The organism is Aquincola tertiaricarbonis, assembly GCF_023573145.1.
Taxonomy (GTDB): Bacteria; Pseudomonadota; Gammaproteobacteria; order Burkholderiales; family Burkholderiaceae_C; genus Aquincola; species Aquincola tertiaricarbonis_B.
On record NZ_CP097636.1, the window covers coordinates 2,253,307 to 2,272,526 of the forward strand.

The following is a 19,220-nucleotide window of genomic DNA, read 5'->3' on the forward strand; positions in this document are numbered from 1 at the left end:
CGGTCAGGCCCCAGGCATCTCGACGTTGATCGCAGGGTCCAACAGGTTGGCCCAGGTCCGCCAATCAGGCAGGCCAGCGATGATCTCTGCCGCCTCGGCGTAGCCCTCCGGGATGACCTGTGACCGCGCCATGATGGTCGCGGTATAGCCCCAGGTCTCCCCATCCTCTCGAGTGGGCAAGAGGTCTTGATCAAGAAAGCGGCAGGTGTGCACCAGCAGACCGAACTCGGTCCGAATCGGCATGTCGAACTCGTCCAAGCCGCGACGGATGATCTGGGTGAACCACAGCTGGAAGGCGATGGCCTCGTCGCGCGTGAACCGGAACCCGACATCCCACAGCACAGGCGTGTCAGTTCCCACCGCCTGCGCGTAGCCGGCGCCACGCCGCGGCTCGACCATCCGGAATGCAGGGGGCTGGGTGCGGCTCTTCGACGCGCGCAGCGCAAGCGGCAGGTAGGGTGGATAGGCCGCTGGCATCACAACCTCGAGGCGATGTTGGTGGACGATCGAGCGGCGTCCCAGATCGGGCCGTCGTTCTCGCGGAACTGGCGAGCGACCTCGCTGATCACCAGCTGCACCTGGCCGCCCTCACCAGTCCGCTGCGTGACCTGCGCGGTGGGGTGCTGGTTGATCACCTGCACGTTGACCTGCACGCCGCCTCCTACCTTGTCAGCGGCCGTCACCGAGCCGTTCGCGGTAGGCAGGAGGAACTGATTGCCGTTCGAGGCGGTGAACATCTCCGGCCGGCCGGTCTCGTTCACCCGATACAGGCTGCCGGCGGACACCGGCCCGCCGTACTGCCGGCCGCCGCCGTACTGGGTGCCTGAGATGGTCGACACGATGGACGATGTGGCCGCGATAACGCTTCCCATCGCTGCCAGGTTCTCGGGAAATGGTCGGCCGGCAGCGTTGGCGATGCCCTGCTGAATCTTGACGATTGAGTCGGCGATCGCGAAGGCCTTCGAGGCGGCGAACATGGCCTTGTAAATGCCCGACTGCTTGCCTGCAAAGGCCTTCGTCACATCCGCGATACCGGCGAACAGGTTGCTGTAGGCCATTAACTGAGCCGACTGGGCCGCGGCTTCGGCCGCACGCCGCTTCTCGATCTCGGCGGTTATCGCTTCGGTGGTTTGTTGCTCCAAGGCCAGCTTTGCGGCCGCGTACAGCTCGAGGTTGTCCTGATCAAGAGCTGCATACGAGGCCAACAGGGCCGACTTCTGTTCAAGCTCGAACTGCAGCTTGGCGACAGGATCTTCGGCCACGATGGTGTCGCGCGCGAACTGCTGCCCCTGCCTCTGCTGGTCCTCCAGCTTCTTCTTGGCGGCCAGCTCCTGCTCTCCGGCGTCCTCGATCAGCTTGCGGCGCTCCTCTGCAGCGCGCAGCTGCAAGGCCATGCGCTCATCGGCCGCGTTCTTCTCAATGAGGGTGACAGCCTGTGCGTGCTGCTCGTGGCTGATCTTGCTGGCCTTGAGCAGCTCGTCGTTCTTGCGAAGCGCTTCGCGCTCGACCACGTTGATCTTTTCGAGCGGGTTCTCAGCAGCATCCTTGGCCAGGCCCGCGAGATAGGCCGCACCATCGAACTTCGCGCCCTTCTTCTTGTCGTCGCCCACGCCAGCAGGCGGCTTGAGCTTCGTCGGGCCACCCATCGTGGGGTTGATCAGGCCGCGGCCATACCCGGCGGCGCCACGCTCCCAGGCCTCGCGCATCTGCTGGCCAGCCAGCTTCGTCTTGGAAAGCGTGGCCGCGTCCGCGGCGTCCAGTTCTTTGCGTCGGCGGTCTGCCTCCGACTTCATCGCGTCGCCGAGCGCAGCAGCACGCGCGAAGTCGCCTTGCGCGACCGCAAGGATCTGCTGACCGATGCCCTTGATCTCGCTGGTTACCCCCTTGAACACGAATACAACGTTCCTGCCAAGAACGCTCAGGGCCTGCCAGGCGACGTCTGCAGCGTCGACGACATACGACAACACGATCTTCGTCTCGTCGGCCCAGCTCTTGACCGCGTCGTTGCGGCCGAGCCCGCCAGCTTGCTCGTTGGCTGCACCGAACTGCTTGGCCAGTTCATCAAGCACCTCAGACAGGCCATTGGTCGCCCCCGCCAGTGCGGCACTGCTGCCGCTCAGCTCGTCGAACTTCAGAGCCGCCAATGCTGCAGAGTCTTTGGCGACAGTCATGGCGCTGCCGACGGTCGTGGGGAACTTGGCAAAGTCCGCCTCGATCTTGGCGCTAGCTGCTATCAGCGCGTTCGTGATGACGTCAGCAGTCAGCTTCCCCTCTTCGCCCAGCTTCTTCAGTGCTCCGACCGGAACGCCCATCGCGTCCGCCAGCTGTTTCATCAGGTACTGCGAGGTTTCCATCAGCGACCTGAGTTCGTCGCCTTGCAGCTTCCCGGAACCCAGGGCCTGGCCGAACTGCAGCATCGCCGCCTTCGCCTCGACCGCGTTGGCACCCGACACGCGGATCGCCTTGGCGAGAAGCTCGGTGACCTGAAGCGTGTCCCGCTGGTTGCCGCCCATCGACACGATCGCTTGGTTGAGGCGCGTGAAGACATCGACGTTGCCCGCAAGACTCGTCTGAGTGCGCCGGCTAACTGCCACCAGCTCATTCATCGCCAAAGCGCCGTCTTCGATCGAACCTGCGGCGACTTCCGCTCGCGCAGACAGCATCCTGAGCTCGTCAGCCATCTCCATGATCTTCAGCGCGGTCATGGCCACTGCAAGCAGCTTGACTGCCGCAGTGATCGCATTGAAGCTGGACGCAGCCTTGTCGACCTCGCGGGTGACGACCCGTGTGCCGTCGATCACCTTCGACGTGTCCAGCGTCACGTCGTAGTAGATCTCTCCGACCTTCTCAGCCACGGCGGCGCTCCTCGATGGCCTTCACGGCAGCCTCGTATTCCTCGCGGCTCGGCACGCTGCGCTTCTTCTCGCCGGCCTGCGGGAACTTCATCTCCAGCATCGTCTGGAACTCGGTCATGGACAGGGCTTCCGCATCGGCGCTCGACAGGCCCAGGTGCACACGTGCGGCCGCGATGTACTCGGCCGCGTCGAACCGATCGCTGTACTCGCCGTTGCCCTGGCCTGGCTTGGCCTTACCGGCAATGCCGTGCTGCATCAGATGCCGCGCAATGACGATCTGCTCGATGGCCGGCATGGTGCCGGCGTGTTGGCCCTCTTCGTCCAGCCAGCCGATCAGCGGTGTCGGGTCATCCTGATCGCACAAACAAGCCAGCACATAGGTCGCATCCGCCGCGGCGCGCGGCCCATGCAGGCCGGCGTACAGCGCGACGATTTCATGAGGGGTCCCCAGCGAAGCGATGCGGCCGAACGACGGGCGGAAGGTCCACTCGCCGCCCGTCGAATCGAATGCCCGAACGAAGCCGGCCTCAACGAGCACGGCGGTCAGAGGTCGAACAGCTGCGCGGTCAGGCCGTTGGCGCCGGTAAGGTGCACCACGCCCTGGCAGTAGGCGCTGATGGTGTTCAGCAGCACGGCCACGCTCAGACCCGCGCCCACCGCGATTGCGTAACCGCCGGCCACCGACACGCCGGGCGCGCCGGGGAAGTTCACGGTGGTGCCGGCGCTGCCGTCTACCGTCACGGTCAGGCTGCTTCCGGTGGTGTTGCGCAGCACCAGCAGCTGCTTCTTGCCCGGTGCGATGGTGATGGTGTCATCGGCCGACAGCGTGGAGATTGCTGCAGCGAAGCTGCCGAGCTGCCCGGCGTTGATGGAGGTGATTGCGGCCATGGTTCAGGCTCCTGGGTGTGGTGTGGATCAGGCGGGCGTGTAGGTCACTGCGCCGTTGCTCATGGCAGTGATCGACCAGGTGGCGGCGTCCGCATAGGGGCGGTCACCGCCGCGTGCGCGACCTCCTCATCACCGCAGCCCAGGCCCTGGCGACCGTGGCCATTGCCCTGGCGGGCGTCTGGATGGCGCTGTGAAGGTCGCCCTCTTCCTCGAGCTGCTGCTGTTCGCGCTGGCCGGCGTGAGCCGCTTCGTGTGGCAGCGCCGCGGGCAAGCCGCCCTCGGCCTGCTGGTGTTCCTGCTGACGATCGCGGGCTCGGCTGCCACGCCGGGTCCGTGGTGGGGGTACTGACCATGTCCAACCTCATCCCGCTGCGCGGCTGCACCGACGACTGCGCCCAGGGCCGCCGGCCCTGCCAGTGCGGCATCGGCGCGCTGACGGAAGCTGATCTTGATCGGCATATCGCCGAGCGCTATGGCTGCCCGACAACTCGGCGCTTCCCGCGCTCGCTGTCCGAGGCCTTCCCGGACGAGCGCGCCAGCGCCGGCAGCCGCCACAAGCCCGGGCTGCTCGCCCGCCTGTTCGCCTTCTCGTGGAGCAAGCCGTGAATCAAGTCATGGAACGGTCCGATGTAACCGCCATCGCTCATGTGGACGAGCGCCCTCGCGCTTTGGCTGTACAGCACTCACCATCATCGGTCGACGCGGGCTTCGCGCTTGTGCAGGCCGCAGTGGCCCGCGGCGCCAGCATGGACGAGCTGACCAAGCTCATGGAGCTACGCGCCAAGTTGCGAGCAGAGGCCGCTGAAGAAGCGTTCGTCGGTGCAATGGCGTCCTTCAAGGCGGAGCCGCTGGTCATTGTCAAACGCAAGTCCGTCGGCTACGAGACGAAGGATGGCGACTGGGTGGGCTACCAACACGCCGAGCTGTCTGACGTCACAGCAGTGGTGTGCCCGGCAATGGGTAAGCACGGCCTGAGCCACCGGTGGGACGTTCAGCAGGCCGGCGACGTGATCACCGTGACCTGCATCGTCACGCACCGCTCCGGGCATTCGATCACCGTTTCGATGAACGGGCGGCCGGACAACTCGGGCAAGAAGAACGCCATTCAGCAGATCGCTTCCACGGTCAGCTACCTGCAGCGCTACACGCTGATGGCGGCCACCGGCACGGCTGCTGGCGGCATGGACGACGACGGCCGCGGCGCGGGCGAACCCGGCATCGGTGCCACCCCTGCACCGCCGCCGGCCGCCGCGTCCGACTACCCCGACGACAAGTTCCAGCAATACCTGCCCGACTGGCGCGCTTCGATCAAGGCCGGCAAGACGACCGCGGACAAGGTCATCGCGAAGGTTGAAAGCAAGGCCCGGCTTTCTGATGAGCAGAAGGCCCAAATCCGTCAGGCGGCCTGACCGCCAACAGCACGAAAGCACGACATGCACACGCTCAATCTGATTCAGGGCACGCCTGAATGGCACGCCCATCGCGCTACCCACGACAACGCCAGCGACGCGCCGGCCATGATGGGCTGCTCGCCCTACAAGACCCGCCAGCAGCTGCTGCACCAGCGGGCGATGGGCTTGTCCGACGAAGTCGACGCGCGCACACAAGCGCTGTTCGACGAGGGCCACCGCACCGAGGCCCTGGCCCGCTCGCTTGCGGAGCAGATCATTGGCGCCGAGCTCTACCCCTGCACAGGCACCGATGGCAATGGGCTGTCGGCCAGCTTCGATGGCCTGACGATGCTCGAGGACACCGGCTACGAGCACAAGATGCTCAACGCTCGGCTGCGCGAAGCGATGCACGAGGGCTGCACCGGCGAGTCCCTGCCGCTCGACTACCAGGTGCAGTGCGAACAGCAGTGCATGGTTGCCGAGTCGTGCGATCGCATCCTGTTCTTGGCCTCGAAGTGGGACGGCGACCGCTTGGTCGAAGAGCGGCACTGCTGGTACTACCCAAACCCGGAACTCGCCGCGCAGATCCGTGCCGGCTGGGCGCAGTTCCATGCTGACCTCGCAGCCTACGTGCCGCCCGAAGTCGCGCCGCCGGCACCGACAGGTCGCGCCCCGGAGACCCTGCCCGCCCTGCGCATCGAAGTCACCGGCACCGTGACCGCCAGCAACCTGGACGCCTTCAAGCAGCACGCGCTGAGCGTTTTCAAGGGCATCAACCGCGAGCTGAAGACCGACAACGACTTCGCCGACGCAGAGAAGACGGTGAAGTGGTGCGGCGACGTGGAAGAGCGTCTGGCCGCGGCCAAGCAGCACGCGCTGAGCCAGACCGAAAGCATCGACGCTCTGTTTCGCACCATCGACGACATCAGCGCCGAGGCTCGCCGCGTGCGGCTGGACCTGGACAGGCTGGTCAAGGCCCGCAAGGAAGAGATCCGCGGCGAAATCGTGGCCGAAGGCGTCACCGCCCTGCGCGCCCACATCGACAGCCTGAACACCCGCCTCGGCCAGCCCTACATGCCGACCATCGCTGCCGACTTTGGCGCCGCGATCAAGGGCAAGAAGAACATCGACAGCATGCGCGATGCCGTGGCGACGACCCTGGCGAACGCGAAGATCGAGGCCAACCGGATCGCCGACACCATCGACGCGAACCTGAAGGCCATCACCGCAGCCGGCGCGCCGCACCTGTTCAACGACTTGCGCACGCTGGTGCTGAAGCAGGCCGACGACCTGGCCGCCGTGATCGCCCAGCGCCTGGCGGCCGAGCAGCAGCGGCAGGAGGCCGAACGCGAACGCATCCGCCAGCAGGAAGCGGCCCGGGTCGAGCGCGAGCACCAGGCGCAGCTGCAGCGTGAGCGCGCCGCAGCAGAGGCCGCAGCCAAGGCCGCCGCGCCAGCGCCGGCACCCGAACCCGTCGCCGCCCTGGCCGTGGCCCCGGCCGTCGCCCGCGCATCGGTCCCGCTGCCGCCGGCACCGGCCGCCAATGAAGCACCCACCCTCAAGCTGGGCCAGATCAACGAGCGCCTGGGCTTCATGGTCGGCGTGGACCTGCTGGCCCGCCTGGGTTTTCCTGCGACCGCGCAAGGTGCGTCGCGGTTGTACCGCGAGAGCGATTTCCCCCGCATCTGCGCCGCGCTGGCAGCGCACGTGCAGAAGGTGTGCATGGCGGAGGCCGCGTGATGGCCGCCCGCAAGACCACTCAACCGCTCAACGACGGTCAGCTGATGATCGTGGAGATCCTGCGCAGCAAGCCGGCCGGCATGACGGCCACCGAGCTTGCGGCGGTGCTAGGCACCACGCAGCGCCGCATGTCCCTGCGCCTCTACAACCTGCAGCAGCGCGGAGAAGTTGCGCTGGCCGGCTGGCGCAACTGCTACGCCTGGTGCGTGCCGGCGCACAAGGCCACGGCTGAAGCGGCTTCCAAGGCCCGGGCAGAAGCATCGGCCAAGGCCAAGGCTGAAGCGGCCCGCCTTGCCGCCGCCGGAAAGCAGCGCTCAGCCGATACCGACGAGACGCCAGACGACCCGCTCCTGTTCAAGCGCCCGGCCATCGTGCCGGCCAACACCGCACCGCGCATCGAGACGCGCGGGGTTCCTTCCGTGTTCGACCTGGCGCACTACGCCTGAAGGACTGACATGACCCCCACTACCGCGCTGCAAGCGCTGATCGAGATAAGCAAGATCGCCAGGCACCCGGAATACGACTGGCCGCTGGATCTGGCTCGCGAGGTTGACGCCATCATCGCCCGCGCAGCCCTCTCCGCTCCCGCACAAGATGCGCAAGCCGACCTGATCGGAGACTGCATTGCAAGTGAGTGCGCCGCCCGCACCCAGCCCGCCCCGGTCGCACAAGATGCGCAAGCCGAGCCTGCGAAGGCGGCGACCGAGCACGACATCCGCTCCACAGGCGTCAGCCCGCACAACGGCGAGCACTGGTACAAGTGCGTCAAGTGCAACGCTTCAGACTGGATCGCCAGCTACGGCACGCTGGATCAGCTCTGCTTCTTCAGCAGTCCCTGCGCTGGCCGCACCCAGCCCGCCACCCCTGCACCGGTAATCGTGGCTGACGACGCAGACCCAGACGCCATGAACAAACGTCACGGCGAGAGCTACGGTGTTGATTGGGTGTACCCAGAACGAAAGACCCACGCCGCCCGCACCCAGCCCGCCACCCCTGCCGCGCAGGATGCAGCAGCCACGGTGCCGTGGAGCCAATCCGACGCCGACGCATGGGCTGAGCGCCATGGCTTGAACATCCATGGCGGCGCGCTGTTCTCTGCGTTTGAAGACGCGGCCACTTTGTACCTGACGCGCACCGCGACCCCTCCCGCACCCACTGCAGCGCAGCCGGTACCGGAGCACGTTCAAGCCGTCATCGATGCAGCCGGGGAGTGGTCAACCGAACGCTGCCCGAGGGACTGGGCAGAAGCCGATCTGCTGAAGGCCGTGGCTACGCTGGAAGGTGACTGGCCTGGGTGCGAGGGCTGTGACTTTGAATGCGGAGAACCGTGCACTCCCGCAACTGTGGCCGAGCAGCACGCGGCCATTGACGCTGCGCTGGCGCAGTACGAGGCCGATTGGGCGGCGGACAACAAAGCCAAGAACGAACGGATGTTGAAGGTCCTCAACGCCAACCGCGCCGCACCCACTGCAGCGGCCACGGTGCCGGCCTGGCAGCTGGAGCGCATGCGCCACATCGCCAACGAGTGGGCAGACATGGCAACGAACGGCCCGCAGTGGCTCAAGAACATCCGCGACGGGATCAGCACGGTTCCCGAGGCGCTGGAGGCTCTTGAAAAGGACTATGCGCATTGCCGTGCTGTGAACGACGCGCCTGGCCTGTACGGCGCCGCCACCCCACCGGCAGCACCGCAGGCAGCACAGCCCGCGGGGATGGTGCCGCTGACCGAGATTGCAGGAGAGCTTCTCTTTGCACTCGATGAAATCGAGAAGGAGAAGTCGGACTACATGCTTCGCAAAAAGCTGGGCGATCCCAGCCGCGAGAGCACAAACATGGCCGCTCGCGCTGCCATCGCCAAAGCCCGGGCTGCCGGCATCACCCCTGCCGCCACCAAGGAGCAGAGCAAGTGAGCGAGCCCAAGCATGTTGTTGGGCTCTCCGGCGGCAAAGACAGCACCGCGCTGGCGTTGTGGCTGGTAGAGAACGAGCCGCGGGAATACGAGTTCATCTGCAACCGCACCGGAAATGAGCTGCCAGAGATGCTCGCGCACTGGGATCGGCTTGAGCGGGTGCTTGGACAGCCGATCAAGCCCGTAACGCACACGGCCGACCTGATCGAGCTGTGCGAACAGATGAACATGCTGCCCAACTTCCGCATGCGTTGGTGCACACGCATCCTCAAGGTTGAGCCGACGATTGCCTACATGGAGTCGCTGCCCGACAACTCGACCCTGTACGTCGGCCTGCGGGCCGATGAGGAAATCAGGCGCGGCATCTACGGCGAGGACATGCTGATCCGCTTCCCGCTGCGTGAGCAAGGCTGGACCGAGGCCGACGTGTGGCGTTACCTGGCGAAGATGGGGGTCACGATTCCAGCGCGCACCGATTGCGCTCTGTGCCCATATCAGCGGCTGGACGAGTGGCATGCGCTGTGGAGTCAGCACCCGGAACGGTGGGCAGAGGGCGTCCGCCTGGAAAAAGCGACGGGGCACACGTTCCGCTCGGAAGGCCGCGGCACATGGCCCGCGTCAATGGAAGCGCTGGGCGCCGAATTCGCCAGTGGACGACCACTTCGCAAATCCAGCCGCGGCACGACGTGTCGAGTGTGCAGCCTGTGACCGCCCAACATTTGGAGCCCCGCATGACCACCACCCCAACCGAGATGCTGCTGACCGACGATGAGCTTCTCGCCTGCCTGGTCGAGGCCTCCTGCATCGGCACCGTGAAGATGAGCTTCGAGATCGGCCCGTACTACATCGACCGTCCGACCATCAACGCAACGCTGTTGGCCGAAGCGCTGCAGCGCGCACTGCTGGCGCGGCTCAGTGAGCAGCAGCAGCCTGTGGCGTGGCGCGTGCGGTGGCGCGACGCGCCGCCCGAGTACTGGACCATGTTCCCGCGTGAGCCAGTGGAGGCGCTGGCCGACCCGAAGCGCGAGACGCAACCGCTCTACGCCGCCCCTGTCCCCACCCCTGCAGCGCAGGCTGCGCAAGCAGTGCCGGCCGAGATCATGGCGATCTGCCACAGGCTGCACACGCAGGACAACCGGATCACCGACAACCCTCTGTTCGCGGTGCAAGAGAGGCGCGAGATTGCGGGCCTTGACGACGGCTACGCTGACGCGTGGGCCTGGGTGAACGACGACTGCGAAGAGATCACGGATCCGGACGAGGTTGCGCGCCTGGAAGCCGCTCATGCAAACGGCGACGACACGCCTGGCGCACGTCGGGTCGGCATGACGCACCGGTGGGAGTTCGTCACCGGGTGTCTAACCGAGCAAGGCTGCAAGGACTACATCAAGGCCAACGGGCACAACCTGCACTCGCCGCGCATCTACGCCTACGGCTCGTACCGCAATGCTGAGTTCATCGCTCTGCGCAAGTGGCTGAAGTCGCTGGCAGCACCCACCCCCACGGGAGCGGGTGACGACCATGGAGGCGGCCATGCGTGAGCTTCCGAAGTGGGGCACAGCTCCGATCCGCTGCGGCCGGATGAAGTGCAAGTGGCGCGGCTTCGAAACCGATCTGGCGCAGCGTGCTGGTTCACTGGGTGGCATCACCTGCACGACCAGCGTTTGCCCGGCTTGCGGCTGTGACAGCTACATGCACATGACCGAGCGCGAGGTGAAGGCCTGGGAGCGGTCCAAGGCAGCGCACGCAGGCGAGCGCAAGGAGCCAGCAGCGTGAGCAGCATGCGGCTTTCGCAGTTCTGGCGCTGGTTCACGGCCCCGGCGATGCCGTGGCTGAAGCGCAGCAACGGCCGGCGCCAGTGCCTGATCTGCGGCCAGAAGCACCGACCAGTGCCCTACGGCTGGCGCGTCATCGGCCGCATCGAATGGCGCCAGTGCAAGTGCCACCAATCAGCCCTGCCCCGCGCGGGCATCAAGGAGCAATCATGAGCGACAGCTGGACAGACATCAGCGCCGCTTGGCTGCAGGAGCAGATCAAGGCTCACCCTGAGATGAGCCGCGAGGAACTGCGCAAGTGGTGCTCGAAGAACTACCCCTTCCACCAGCGCAGCGGCTGGGCCTACAAGGCCTGGCTCAAGGCCCTGCGCGCCTACTTCAATCCGCAGGCCGTGCCCCAGAAGCGCGCCGGCCGCATCGAACCATCCGCCGCCGAGCTTGAGGCCCGCGGTCAACAGAGGCTACTGCCATGAGCGACACCCCCGCACAGGCAGCGGCACGGCTGCTGTCGCTGGCCAAAGATGCGCCGGCCGGGCCTTACACGCTGGACGCGGGTGATGGCCCGTGGGCGAGTCAGGCGTATGTACGTGCGCCCTCATGGGGCGTTGTGGCCCGCACGGGCCTTGACGCCACGCTACCCCACTGGGATGGACCGCAGCGAGCCGTGGCGGCCCTGTTCGCCGCCTGCGATCCGCAGACCATCACCATGATCTGCCAGGCCCTCGCCCATCAGGCGCAGGAGCTGGATGCGCTGCGGGCTGAACTGCGCTGGAACGACGTGCGCACCGATGGATTCCCGCCCTGCGATGGCACAACGGTGTTCGACGGCATCAACAGCAACGGCCACCCGGGCGTGTTCAACGTGTGTTCTGGCGGCGACTGCCAAATGATCACCGCTGAAAGCTACGAGCTGGTCATGGGTGGCCTGCGGTACTGGCGTCGGCGCGTCGGGCCGGCCATTGAAGGAGAAGGCAATGTCTGACCTGATGGCAGAACGCGCTGCGCTGCTGCGCCAAGTGGCCGAGCTGCAAGCCGAAGTGGCCCGCCTGCAGGCCGCAATGGCGGTGCCGGATGATGTGCCCGACCATGATTGGGGCTCGCTGGACGGCGCTGTGGCGTGGCACCTCATCGACCGGCACGCAGAGGGCTGGGCCGACATCGGGCGCCAGATGGATCTGTGGCTGGCCGCGCGCTCTGCGGCTGCGGTAGCCGAGCTGCAGGCGCAGGTAGAGGCGCTGCGGGCTGATGCGGAGCGCTACCGCTGGCTGCGCCGCTGGAAGGGTCAAGAGCACGAGCCTCCGTTCACCGTGTGCCACGAAGTTGACGGAACGCTGTGGGGAGGCGATCTAGACGCCGCCATTGATGCCGCCCGCAAGGAAGGATGACATGACCGACATCGAACTCAAGAGCGCCACCGTGGTGCACGTGTTTCCCATGCGCGTGTGGGTGGAAGCGGACCTGTTGGGAGCCAAGCATGTGGTCTGCCAGCACGAAGGCGAATCGCCTTTCACCTACGCGACCTTTAACTACGACTGGCGCTACACCAGCAACGCTGGCGTGCTGGATCAGGCTATGAAGGTTGCGCGCTCCCTCGGCGCTCAGGACCCGATTGAGGTGCGTGATCGAGCACTGTTCCCGGCTGTCAGCCAGCAAGAGCAAGGGGAGTGAGATGCGACACATCGGCGGAATTCTTCTGTTCGGCAGCGCTTGCCTGTGCGTCATCGGTGGCGTGATCGCGCTGGTCGAGTTCTTCAAGACCGGCAGCACCTCGCTTTTCGCGTTCGGCGTTGCCATGTGCCTCAGCGGCGGGTCGTCGCTGACGGTGGCGGCCAACCTGGTGGCGGACTGACAATGGCCCGCCGACGTGACATCAGAGAGCAGCGCCGCGAGCACCAGGAACAGCGCTGGCAGCAGGAGCGCGACGAGGACCTGCGCGATGACGACGTGCCCGAGCAAGACGACGAGCCGGCATCGTGGGAAAGGAGCATGCAGTGAGCGACAGCATCACGCTGACGGAACAAGAGCTGGTGACGCTCACCGGCTACAAGGTGGCCTCCAAGCAGCTGCGCGAGCTGCACCGGGCCGGCTTCGCGCGGGCGCGCATCGGCTCAACTGGCCGTGTGGTGCTGGAGCGCGACCACTACCGCGCCGTGTGCGCCGGCCAGGCGCAGGCCGAGCGCCCGCGAGTCCGACCAGTGCTTCGCGCAGCATGACCCGCGACAAGGCGCTGCCCGAGCGGGTGCACCTGAAGGCCGGCCGCTACTACCTGGTGACGGCGGCCGGCAAGAAGCGCATCTGGCGCAAGCTCACGCGCGTGTCGGAAGGCCTGCCGGCGCTCTATACAGCCCTGGCTGCAGCCCTTGCTGATGGCGCTGTAGACGACCGCATGCCGGCGCTGATCTCGCTGTGGCAGCGCGAGGTTGGCAACCGACACAAGCCCAAGACCCAGGCGAACAACGACAGCAGGCTGCGCGTGATCGCGCACTCGTTCGCCGAGTTCCGCGCTGGCCAGGTCGAGGCGCCAGATGTGGCCGAGTTCCTCTTGCCCTTCCGCGACAAGCCACGCACCCACAACCAGTACCGATCGTTGATGCGCGAGCTGATGCGCTTTGCCATCGAGAAGGGCATGCGCCGCGACAACCCGGTGCAGGACGTGATTCGCACGATGACCGAGGCGCCACGCACCCGGTACATCACCGACAGCGAGCTGCGCCGCATCAAGGTAGGCGGGATCTACGGCGACGACGGCAAGCGCACACGCTCCGGGCTGATGCTGGCCGCGCTGGTGGACATGGCCTATCTCACCGGCCAGGACATCGGCATGCTGCTGGCGCTGCGATGGAGCCGGGACCCGGATGACCCAGCGGTGCCCTACGTGGGTGACGCCGGCATCTTCTTTCGTCGCTCAAAGGTGGCCAGCACCACCGGCGCCGCCGTGCTGATCGCCTGGACGCCGCGGCTGCTGGACGTGGTGGAACGGCTGAAGCGCCTGCGGGCCGAGCGCATGCTGAAGAAGCGTGCGAGCCAGCGCGTGGTGACCGAGTACGTGTTCACCCGGCAGGACGGGCTGCAGTTCACCTACAGCGGCGCATCGACGGCCTGGAAGCGAGCGGTGAAGCGGGCCGGCGTGCCCGGCGTGATGTTCCGGGACCTGCGGGCCAAAGCGCTGACGGACAAGGAGCGGCTGGAGGGTATGCAGGCGGCCCGTGACATGGGCCAGCACTCGACGGACAGTCAGACGGCCGACTATGTGCGCCTGCGCTCTGGACGGTCAACGAAGGCCACGCGTTAGAAGGTTTGGCACAGGTTAGAAAGTTGCTGCATTTGTCAGCACGGGCCAGAAAAGCAAAAAGCCGTTGCAGGACAACGGCTTGATGTGGTCGGGGCGACACGATTCGAACGTGCGACCTACTGCTCCCAAAGCAGACGCGCTACCAGGCTGCGCTACGCCCCGACTGGGAACCCGGCATTGTAGCCCGGCTTGGCGGCCTCCCTGCCGGGGCGCCACCAAAGCGTTGATCAGCGCCCGGCGTGTCCGTCGGGCGGCGGCAGCTGCAGCTGGCGGGCCACGGCGATGCACTGCTCGATGTGCTGCTCGCACACGTAGCGCAGCGTGGCAAAGGTGATGGCGGCGGAGATGGCCTGGCCGGCCAGCGGCACGTACTTGGCGGCCTGCTGCGTGGTCAGGCGCACGCCCACCATCTTCAGCAGCTTGATCACCACCTCACGCGTGACCAGCTTGCCCACCAGCATGCCGCCACCGGCCGACATGGCCTTGTAGACCACCAGCCGGCGGTCGGGCGCCAGGCGGTCGATCTGCTCGGGCGTCAGGCCGAAGATCTCGTTGATCTCGGGCAGCAGCTTCACCAGCACGCCCACGTCGGTCAGCCAGTCCAGCCCGGGCACCGGCAGCACGGCCACGCCGGCGGCCATGGCGGCACGCTTTTTCACCAGCCGGCGCGCCGCGCGGGCGGCGGTTTCCAGCTGTTGCGGGGTGGAGGGCACCACCACCCAGGCGGCATCATCTTGTCTAGACATCTTGCCCATCATGCCGCACCTGCCGGGGCCGGGGCTTCATGCGGCAGCACCACCATGCCGTCGGCATCGGCATACAGCCAGTCGCCGGGGCGCACCCACACGCCCTGCACCTGCACCGGCAGGTCGCGCAGGCCTTCGGACTTGCGTTCGGTGGGCAGCGGGATCAGCGCCAGCGCGCGGATGCCGATGGGCAGCGGCTTCAGTTCGGCGATGTCGCGCACGCAGCCGTCCACCACCACGCCGGCCCAGCCGTTGCGGGCCGCGGCCGCGCCCAGCAGGCCGCCCAGCAGCGCGCGGCGCAGGCTGGCGCCGCCGTCCACCACCAGCACGCGGCCCTGGCCGGGCGACTCCACCGCGGCCTTGACCGGGGTGTTGTCCTCGTAGCACTTGACGGTGAACACCGGGCCGAAGAACTCGACCCGGCCGCCGTAGTCATGGAACACCGGCGGCAGCACGCGCAGCGCGCCGCTGGTGTCGGACTTGTAGCGGTCGCACAGGTCGCAGGTGGGTGTCATTCAGGCGTTCTCCACTTTGGTGAGCGGGGGTCGGATGTCCTCGCGGCGCGCCGGCAGCACCGGACGATGCTCACGCGCGGCATTGAGGATGATGGAGGTCGACGTTTCGGTCAGCATGCAAAAGCGCGTGACCACGGCGTCCAGGTGGGCCACGTCGATGACGGCGATCTGCAGGATCCAGCTGTCTTCGCCGGTGACGTTGTAGGCGTCGATGACCTCGGGCGTTTCCTGGATCAGCTGGACCACGCGTGCGTACTCGGCCCGGCCCACCCGCATGATGGCGCGGATGCCGTAGCCCAGCGCACCCACGTTGACCGAGGCGCGGTAGCCGGTGATCACGCCGGCCGCTTCCAGCTTGCGCACCCGCTCGCTGACGGCGGGCTGCGACAGGTGCACCCGGCGGCCCAGCTCGGCCATCGTCAACCGCGCATCGGCCTGCAACTCGGCCAGGATGCGGGTGTCGTAGGCGTCCAGCGCGGTGGCGGCGGGCGCCAGCGGCGTCGAAGGAAGCAACGTAGCCATGGGTTCAAAGCCTAGCACGCGCAAGACGATGAAATGCAAGGCCTTGCAACGCCAAGACCTTGTTCCGCCCCTCGATCCGGCGCGGTGCGCCTTCTAACATTTGCGTCATGTCGTCCCGTGCCGCCCCCAACGCCTCCACCGCCCCCCAGGCCGCGCCCACGCTGCCCCGCGGCCCTGCCCTGTCGCCGCTGATCGTGGCCTGCCTGGCCGCCACCTGGCTGATCTGGGGCTCCACCTACCTGGCCATCAAGTACGCGCTGGTCAGCTTTCCGCCCTTCTTCCAGATGGGCACCCGCTTCCTGGCGGCCGGCGTGCTGCTGCTGGCGTGGATGCGCTGGCGCGGCACGCCCATGCCCACGCGGCTGCAATGGCGCAATGCACTGGTCATCGGCACGCTGATGCTGGGCGGCGGCATGGGCGGCACCGCGGTGGCCGAGACCACCGTGGGCTCGGGCCTGGTGGTGGCCTTCATCGCGGTGCTGCCGCTGATGATCGCGCTGGTGAACCTGGCCTTCGGCGTCAAGCCCCGCGCGCTGGAAGCCGCTGGCATCGCCGTCGGCCTGGTCGGGGTGTTGATGCTGACGCAGGGCCAGGGCTTCCAGGCTTCGCCGGGCGGCCTGCTGGCCATCTGCATCGCCTGCCTGGCCTGGTCGGTGGGCAGCGTGCTCAGCCAGCGCAGCCTGCCGCTGGCGCCGGGTGCGATGGGTTTTGCCAGCGAGATGCTGTGCGGCGGCGCGGTGCTGATGGCGCTCTCCTGGGCCACGCACGAGGTGCCGCAATGGCCGCCCGAGCCGGTGGCCGTGGGCGCCTGGCTGTACCTGGTGGTGGCAGGCTCCTTGATCGCCTTCAACGCCTACATGGTGCTGCTGGCCAAGGCCTCGGCGGGGCTGGCGTCCAGCTATGCCTTCGTCAACCCGGTGATCGCGATGCTGCTGGGCGTGTTGATCGCCGGTGAGCAGGTCAGCGGCTTCGAGTGGGCGGCGGTGTGCGTGGTGCTGGCCGGCGTGGTGCTGCTGATGTGGAAGCGGCCGGCCACGGCGCACTGATCCCCCTCTTCTCCAATTGAGCAAACTGCCGCCCGCGCCGGCAGAAACGCTTGCTCAATTAAGAAAATTCAGCGCGGTCGTTCGGCCCGCCAACCGGCGGCCGAACGGGTGGTGCCAGCCTCCGGGAAAGTCCTGAGTCTTCCCTCGGCAGCCGCCCCTGCCGAGCTCGCCCGGCCGTTCCCACCGCGCCCCCGCTGGCCCCGCGCTTGCGCTCTGCAGGCCCGACGCCGTCGCCCTTGACGGACGCAGCCAACGGAGACACGAGACCATGGGAGCCCATGACGCTTTGCCGGTGATGCCGGCGCATGCCAACGGCCAGCTGTACGACGGTGGCCGCTGGCGCCCCGCCCGCGGCGGCAGCCGCGCCGTGATCGAGCCGGCCACCGGCGCCACCATCGGCCAGGTGGGCATTGCCGATGCGCAGGAGATGACCGACGCCATCGCCCGCGCTCACGCCGCCCAGCCGGCCTGGGCCGCGACCGCGCCGCGCGACCGCGCGGCCGTGCTGCTGAAGGCGGCGCAGGCGCTGGAAGCCCGCTTCGACGAGCTGTCGCTGGCCGTGGCGCGCGAGACCGGTGGCATCGTGCCCAAGGGCCAGCACGAGGTGCGTGAAGCCATCGTGCTGTGCCGCATCGCTGCCGGCCTGCCGATGCAGGCCCAGGGCCAGGTGCTGCCCAGCACGCCGGGTCGGCTGTCGATCGCACGGCGGGTGCCGCATGGGCTGGTGGGCGTGATCTCGCCCTTCAACTTTCCGCTGATCCTGGGCCTGCGCACGGTGGCGCCGGCGCTGGCGCTGGGCAATGCGGTGGTGCTCAAGCCCGATCCGCGCACGCCCTACAGCGGAGGCGTGCTGATGGCCGAGGTGTTCGAGCAGGCCGGCCTGCCCGCGGGCCTGCTGCAGGTGCTGCCCGGCGATGGTGAAGCCGGCGAAGCGCTGGTCACCGACCCGCGCGTGCCGATGATCGCCTTCACCGGCTCGCCGGGCGTGGGCCGGCGCATCGGCGAGCTGGCCGGCCGCCACCTGAAGAAGGTGTCGCTGGAACTGGGCGGCGCCAACAACCTGGTGGTGCTGGACGATGCCGACCTGGACGCCGCCGCCAGCGCCGTGGCCTTCGGCGCCTGGTTCCACCAGGGCCAGATCTGCATGGCCAGCAACCGCGTGCTGGTGCAGCGCCCGGTGCTGGAAGCGCTGAAGCAGCGGCTGGTGGCCAAGGCCACCCACCTGCCGGTGGGCGACGGCGCCAGCGGCCAGGTGGCGTTGGGGCCGATGATCGATGCCAAGCAGCTGGGCCGCTTCGACCAGCTGGTCAAGGACACGGTGGAGGCCGGCGCGCGGCTGGAAGCCGGCGGCCAGCACGAGGGCCTGTGCTACCGGCCCACCGTGCTGTCGGGCGTGAAGCCCGGCATGCGCGCCTTCGACGAAGAGCCCTTCGGGCCCCTGGTCAACCTGGTGGCCTTCGACAGCGACGACGAGGCGGTGGCGCTGGCCAACAACAGCCAGGGCGGACTGGCCGCGGCGGTGATCGGCCGCGACGTGGCGCGGGCCATGGCCATCGGCGAGCGGCTGAACGCCGGCATGGTGCACATCAACGACCAGACGGTGAACGACGAGTGCACCAACCCTTTCGGCGGGCCGGGCCTGGGCGGCAACGGCAGCGCCGTGGGCGGGCCGGCCGACATCGACGAATACACACGCTGGCAATGGCTCACGGTGCAGGCCGGCGTGCGCGCCTTCCCCTTTTGACGCGCTTCAAGGAGAGCTTCGCATGGACTTTCACAACAAGACCATCGTCGTCACCGGCGTAGCCTCGGGCATCGGCAGCGACACCGCCAAGCTGCTGCGCCTGCGCGGCGCGCGGGTGATCGGGCTGGACCGCAACGAACCCTCGCTGACGCTGGACGGCTTCGTGCAGGTGGACCTGGGCGAGCCCGCGGCCATCGACGCCGCGGTGGCCCGGCTGCCCGAGCGCATCGACGGCCTGGCCAACGTGGCCGGCGTGCCCGGCACGGCGCCGGTGGACCTAGTGGCCCGCGTCAACTACCTGGGCCTGCGGCAGCTGACGCTGGCGCTGGCGCCGCGCATGCCCGAAGGCGCCGGGGTGGTGAACATCGCGTCCATCCTGGGCGCTGAATGGCCGCAGCGGCTGGACCTGCACAAGGCCCTGGCCGAGACCCCCGGCTTCGCGGCCGGCGAAGCCTGGCTGCAGCGCCATCCGGTGCCGCAGGCCAGCTGCTACCAGTACTTCAAGGACGCCCTGATCGTCTGGACGCTGACGCAGTCGCAGCCGCTGTTCCTGCAGCGCGGCGTGCGCATGAACTGCGTGGCGCCGGGGCCGGTGTTCACGCCCATCCTGGGCGACTTCGTGCAGATGCTGGGCGCCGAGCGGGTGCAGGCCGACCAGCACCGCATGAAGCGGCCCGCCTACAGCGACGAGATCGCGCCGGTGGTGGCCTTCCTGCTGTCGGACGCGGCGCGCTGGATCAGCGGCGTCAACCTGCCGGTCGACGGCGGGCTGGCCTCCACCTACGTGTGACGAAGGC

General features: G+C 67.6%; 28 protein-coding genes and 1 tRNA gene. 21 read left to right on the forward strand and 8 right to left on the reverse strand.

The annotated features are described in order from the left end of the window. Window positions 1–3: 3 nt before the first annotated feature. From MW290_RS24690 to MW290_RS24705, 4 genes are read right to left on the reverse strand one after another with little or no spacing between them, the layout of a single operon-like run. Window positions 4–477, reverse strand: a complete 474-nt coding sequence (locus MW290_RS24690) for a hypothetical protein (RefSeq protein ID WP_250196997.1) — start codon at window positions 475–477, stop codon at window positions 4–6. Next, window positions 477–2,855, reverse strand: coding sequence for a tape measure protein (locus MW290_RS24695; RefSeq protein WP_250196998.1), 2,379 nt, complete (start codon window positions 2,853–2,855; stop codon window positions 477–479). The genes MW290_RS24690 and MW290_RS24695 overlap by 1 nt, the downstream gene beginning before the upstream one ends. Next, window positions 2,848–3,393 carry a DUF6246 family protein gene (locus MW290_RS24700; RefSeq protein ID WP_250196999.1) on the reverse strand — a complete coding sequence of 182 codons (546 nt, stop codon included), beginning with the start codon at window positions 3,391–3,393 and terminating at the stop codon, window positions 2,848–2,850. Before MW290_RS24700 ends, MW290_RS24695 begins: the two co-directional genes overlap by 8 nt. 5 nt (window positions 3,394–3,398) lie before the next feature. Further along, complete coding sequence (locus MW290_RS24705) at window positions 3,399–3,743, reverse strand: hypothetical protein (protein ID WP_250197000.1); 345 nt, start codon at window positions 3,741–3,743, stop codon at window positions 3,399–3,401. Between the two features lie 190 nt (window positions 3,744–3,933). Here MW290_RS24705 and MW290_RS24710 point away from each other — a divergent pair, with 190 nt between their 5' ends. The 18 genes from MW290_RS24710 to MW290_RS24795 are packed head-to-tail and all read left to right on the forward strand — an operon-like array spanning window position 3,934 to window position 13,850. Next, window positions 3,934–4,092, forward strand: coding sequence for a hypothetical protein (locus MW290_RS24710; protein WP_250197001.1), 159 nt, complete (start codon window positions 3,934–3,936; stop codon window positions 4,090–4,092). 2 nt (window positions 4,093–4,094) lie between these two features. Continuing rightward, the gene (locus tag MW290_RS24715) at window positions 4,095–4,349 is read left to right on the forward strand and encodes a hypothetical protein (RefSeq protein ID WP_250197002.1); all 255 of its coding nucleotides are present in this window, start codon (window positions 4,095–4,097) and stop codon (window positions 4,347–4,349) included. Next, window positions 4,346–5,152, forward strand: coding sequence for an ERF family protein (locus tag MW290_RS24720; RefSeq protein WP_250197003.1), 807 nt, complete (start codon window positions 4,346–4,348; stop codon window positions 5,150–5,152). The genes MW290_RS24715 and MW290_RS24720 overlap by 4 nt, the downstream gene beginning before the upstream one ends. A gap of 24 nt (window positions 5,153–5,176) precedes the next feature. Beyond that, a complete protein-coding gene (locus MW290_RS24725; protein WP_250197004.1) occupies window positions 5,177–6,874 on the forward strand; it encodes a YqaJ viral recombinase family protein in 1,698 nt (565 codons plus the stop codon). Then, the gene (locus MW290_RS24730) at window positions 6,874–7,320 is read left to right on the forward strand and encodes a hypothetical protein (protein ID WP_250197005.1); all 447 of its coding nucleotides are present in this window, start codon (window positions 6,874–6,876) and stop codon (window positions 7,318–7,320) included. The genes MW290_RS24725 and MW290_RS24730 overlap by 1 nt, the downstream gene beginning before the upstream one ends. A gap of 9 nt (window positions 7,321–7,329) precedes the next feature. Beyond that, the gene (locus MW290_RS24735) at window positions 7,330–8,784 is read left to right on the forward strand and encodes a hypothetical protein (RefSeq protein WP_250197006.1); all 1,455 of its coding nucleotides are present in this window, start codon (window positions 7,330–7,332) and stop codon (window positions 8,782–8,784) included. Further along, window positions 8,781–9,491, forward strand: coding sequence for a phosphoadenosine phosphosulfate reductase family protein (locus tag MW290_RS24740; RefSeq protein WP_250197007.1), 711 nt, complete (start codon window positions 8,781–8,783; stop codon window positions 9,489–9,491). The genes MW290_RS24735 and MW290_RS24740 overlap by 4 nt, the downstream gene beginning before the upstream one ends. A 23-nt stretch (window positions 9,492–9,514) precedes the next feature. Then, window positions 9,515–10,324, forward strand: a complete 810-nt coding sequence (locus tag MW290_RS24745; RefSeq protein ID WP_250197008.1) for a hypothetical protein — start codon at window positions 9,515–9,517, stop codon at window positions 10,322–10,324. After that, on the forward strand, window positions 10,317–10,559 hold the full coding sequence (locus MW290_RS24750; RefSeq protein WP_250197009.1) for a hypothetical protein: 243 nt from the start codon (window positions 10,317–10,319) through the stop codon (window positions 10,557–10,559). Before MW290_RS24745 ends, MW290_RS24750 begins: the two co-directional genes overlap by 8 nt. Beyond that, the gene (locus MW290_RS24755; protein ID WP_250197010.1) at window positions 10,556–10,771 is read left to right on the forward strand and encodes a hypothetical protein; all 216 of its coding nucleotides are present in this window, start codon (window positions 10,556–10,558) and stop codon (window positions 10,769–10,771) included. The genes MW290_RS24750 and MW290_RS24755 overlap by 4 nt, the downstream gene beginning before the upstream one ends. Next, a complete protein-coding gene (locus MW290_RS24760) occupies window positions 10,768–11,031 on the forward strand; it encodes a hypothetical protein (RefSeq protein ID WP_250197011.1) in 264 nt (87 codons plus the stop codon). Before MW290_RS24755 ends, MW290_RS24760 begins: the two co-directional genes overlap by 4 nt. Then, window positions 11,028–11,540 carry a hypothetical protein gene (locus tag MW290_RS24765; protein ID WP_250197012.1) on the forward strand — a complete coding sequence of 171 codons (513 nt, stop codon included), beginning with the start codon at window positions 11,028–11,030 and terminating at the stop codon, window positions 11,538–11,540. Before MW290_RS24760 ends, MW290_RS24765 begins: the two co-directional genes overlap by 4 nt. Further along, window positions 11,533–11,943 (forward strand): hypothetical protein, encoded by a 411-nt coding sequence (locus MW290_RS24770; RefSeq protein WP_250197013.1) that lies wholly within the window; start codon window positions 11,533–11,535, stop codon window positions 11,941–11,943. The genes MW290_RS24765 and MW290_RS24770 overlap by 8 nt, the downstream gene beginning before the upstream one ends. Window position 11,944: 1 nt before the next feature. Then, a complete protein-coding gene (locus tag MW290_RS24775) occupies window positions 11,945–12,226 on the forward strand; it encodes a hypothetical protein (RefSeq protein WP_250197014.1) in 282 nt (93 codons plus the stop codon). Between the two features lies 1 nt (window position 12,227). Next, window positions 12,228–12,407 (forward strand): hypothetical protein, encoded by a 180-nt coding sequence (locus MW290_RS24780; RefSeq protein WP_250197015.1) that lies wholly within the window; start codon window positions 12,228–12,230, stop codon window positions 12,405–12,407. A gap of 2 nt (window positions 12,408–12,409) precedes the next feature. Continuing rightward, on the forward strand, window positions 12,410–12,553 hold the full coding sequence (locus tag MW290_RS24785) for a hypothetical protein (RefSeq protein ID WP_250197016.1): 144 nt from the start codon (window positions 12,410–12,412) through the stop codon (window positions 12,551–12,553). After that, on the forward strand, window positions 12,550–12,771 hold the full coding sequence (locus MW290_RS24790; RefSeq protein ID WP_250197017.1) for a DUF4224 domain-containing protein: 222 nt from the start codon (window positions 12,550–12,552) through the stop codon (window positions 12,769–12,771). Before MW290_RS24785 ends, MW290_RS24790 begins: the two co-directional genes overlap by 4 nt. Next, window positions 12,768–13,850, forward strand: coding sequence for a site-specific integrase (locus tag MW290_RS24795; protein ID WP_250197018.1), 1,083 nt, complete (start codon window positions 12,768–12,770; stop codon window positions 13,848–13,850). The genes MW290_RS24790 and MW290_RS24795 overlap by 4 nt, the downstream gene beginning before the upstream one ends. 85 nt (window positions 13,851–13,935) lie before the next feature. Here the strand turns inward: MW290_RS24795 and MW290_RS24800 are convergent. From MW290_RS24800 to MW290_RS24815, 4 genes are all read right to left on the reverse strand, one after another. Continuing rightward, window positions 13,936–14,012: transfer RNA gene (locus tag MW290_RS24800), tRNA-Pro, on the reverse strand. 65 nt (window positions 14,013–14,077) lie between these two features. Further along, window positions 14,078–14,596, reverse strand: coding sequence for a hypothetical protein (locus MW290_RS24805; RefSeq protein ID WP_250197019.1), 519 nt, complete (start codon window positions 14,594–14,596; stop codon window positions 14,078–14,080). A gap of 8 nt (window positions 14,597–14,604) precedes the next feature. Beyond that, window positions 14,605–15,111 (reverse strand): ribonuclease E activity regulator RraA, encoded by a 507-nt coding sequence (rraA, locus tag MW290_RS24810; RefSeq protein WP_250197020.1) that lies wholly within the window; start codon window positions 15,109–15,111, stop codon window positions 14,605–14,607. After that, window positions 15,112–15,633, reverse strand: coding sequence for an Lrp/AsnC family transcriptional regulator (locus MW290_RS24815; protein ID WP_250197021.1), 522 nt, complete (start codon window positions 15,631–15,633; stop codon window positions 15,112–15,114). Window positions 15,634–15,740: 107 nt separating this feature from the next. Here MW290_RS24815 and yedA point away from each other — a divergent pair, with 107 nt between their 5' ends. From yedA to MW290_RS24830, 3 genes are all read left to right on the forward strand, one after another. Next, window positions 15,741–16,679: a drug/metabolite exporter YedA gene (gene yedA / locus MW290_RS24820; protein WP_250197022.1), complete on the forward strand. Its 939-nt coding sequence runs from the start codon at window positions 15,741–15,743 to the stop codon at window positions 16,677–16,679. 268 nt (window positions 16,680–16,947) lie between these two features. Continuing rightward, window positions 16,948–18,423 carry an aldehyde dehydrogenase family protein gene (locus MW290_RS24825; RefSeq protein WP_250197023.1) on the forward strand — a complete coding sequence of 492 codons (1,476 nt, stop codon included), beginning with the start codon at window positions 16,948–16,950 and terminating at the stop codon, window positions 18,421–18,423. A gap of 22 nt (window positions 18,424–18,445) precedes the next feature. Continuing rightward, window positions 18,446–19,213 (forward strand): coniferyl-alcohol dehydrogenase, encoded by a 768-nt coding sequence (locus MW290_RS24830; protein ID WP_250197024.1) that lies wholly within the window; start codon window positions 18,446–18,448, stop codon window positions 19,211–19,213. Window positions 19,214–19,220: the final 7 nt, after the last annotated feature.

Excerpts from the sequence above, each read along its gene's own strand:
- MW290_RS24690 (WP_250196997.1), bottom strand. The coding sequence starts at position 477 with ATGCCAGCGGCCTATCCACCCTACCTGCCGCTTGCGCTGCGCGCGTCG.
- MW290_RS24705 (WP_250197000.1), bottom strand. The coding sequence starts at position 3,743 with ATGGCCGCAATCACCTCCATCAACGCCGGGCAGCTCGGCAGCTTCGCT.
- MW290_RS24715 (WP_250197002.1), top strand. The coding sequence starts at position 4,095 with ATGTCCAACCTCATCCCGCTGCGCGGCTGCACCGACGACTGCGCCCAG.
- MW290_RS24725 (WP_250197004.1), top strand. The coding sequence starts at position 5,177 with ATGCACACGCTCAATCTGATTCAGGGCACGCCTGAATGGCACGCCCAT.
- MW290_RS24730 (WP_250197005.1), top strand. The coding sequence starts at position 6,874 with ATGGCCGCCCGCAAGACCACTCAACCGCTCAACGACGGTCAGCTGATG.
- MW290_RS24735 (WP_250197006.1), top strand. The coding sequence starts at position 7,330 with ATGACCCCCACTACCGCGCTGCAAGCGCTGATCGAGATAAGCAAGATC.
- MW290_RS24745 (WP_250197008.1), top strand. The coding sequence starts at position 9,515 with ATGACCACCACCCCAACCGAGATGCTGCTGACCGACGATGAGCTTCTC.
- MW290_RS24750 (WP_250197009.1), top strand. The coding sequence starts at position 10,317 with ATGCGTGAGCTTCCGAAGTGGGGCACAGCTCCGATCCGCTGCGGCCGG.
- MW290_RS24760 (WP_250197011.1), top strand. The coding sequence starts at position 10,768 with ATGAGCGACAGCTGGACAGACATCAGCGCCGCTTGGCTGCAGGAGCAG.
- MW290_RS24765 (WP_250197012.1), top strand. The coding sequence starts at position 11,028 with ATGAGCGACACCCCCGCACAGGCAGCGGCACGGCTGCTGTCGCTGGCC.
- MW290_RS24770 (WP_250197013.1), top strand. The coding sequence starts at position 11,533 with ATGTCTGACCTGATGGCAGAACGCGCTGCGCTGCTGCGCCAAGTGGCC.
- MW290_RS24775 (WP_250197014.1), top strand. The coding sequence starts at position 11,945 with ATGACCGACATCGAACTCAAGAGCGCCACCGTGGTGCACGTGTTTCCC.
- MW290_RS24780 (WP_250197015.1), top strand. The coding sequence starts at position 12,228 with ATGCGACACATCGGCGGAATTCTTCTGTTCGGCAGCGCTTGCCTGTGC.
- MW290_RS24785 (WP_250197016.1), top strand. The coding sequence starts at position 12,410 with ATGGCCCGCCGACGTGACATCAGAGAGCAGCGCCGCGAGCACCAGGAA.
- MW290_RS24795 (WP_250197018.1), top strand. The coding sequence starts at position 12,768 with ATGACCCGCGACAAGGCGCTGCCCGAGCGGGTGCACCTGAAGGCCGGC.
- MW290_RS24805 (WP_250197019.1), bottom strand. The coding sequence starts at position 14,596 with ATGTCTAGACAAGATGATGCCGCCTGGGTGGTGGTGCCCTCCACCCCG.
- rraA (WP_250197020.1), bottom strand. The coding sequence starts at position 15,111 with ATGACACCCACCTGCGACCTGTGCGACCGCTACAAGTCCGACACCAGC.
- MW290_RS24815 (WP_250197021.1), bottom strand. The coding sequence starts at position 15,633 with ATGGCTACGTTGCTTCCTTCGACGCCGCTGGCGCCCGCCGCCACCGCG.
- yedA (WP_250197022.1), top strand. The coding sequence starts at position 15,741 with ATGTCGTCCCGTGCCGCCCCCAACGCCTCCACCGCCCCCCAGGCCGCG.
- MW290_RS24825 (WP_250197023.1), top strand. The coding sequence starts at position 16,948 with ATGGGAGCCCATGACGCTTTGCCGGTGATGCCGGCGCATGCCAACGGC.
- MW290_RS24830 (WP_250197024.1), top strand. The coding sequence starts at position 18,446 with ATGGACTTTCACAACAAGACCATCGTCGTCACCGGCGTAGCCTCGGGC.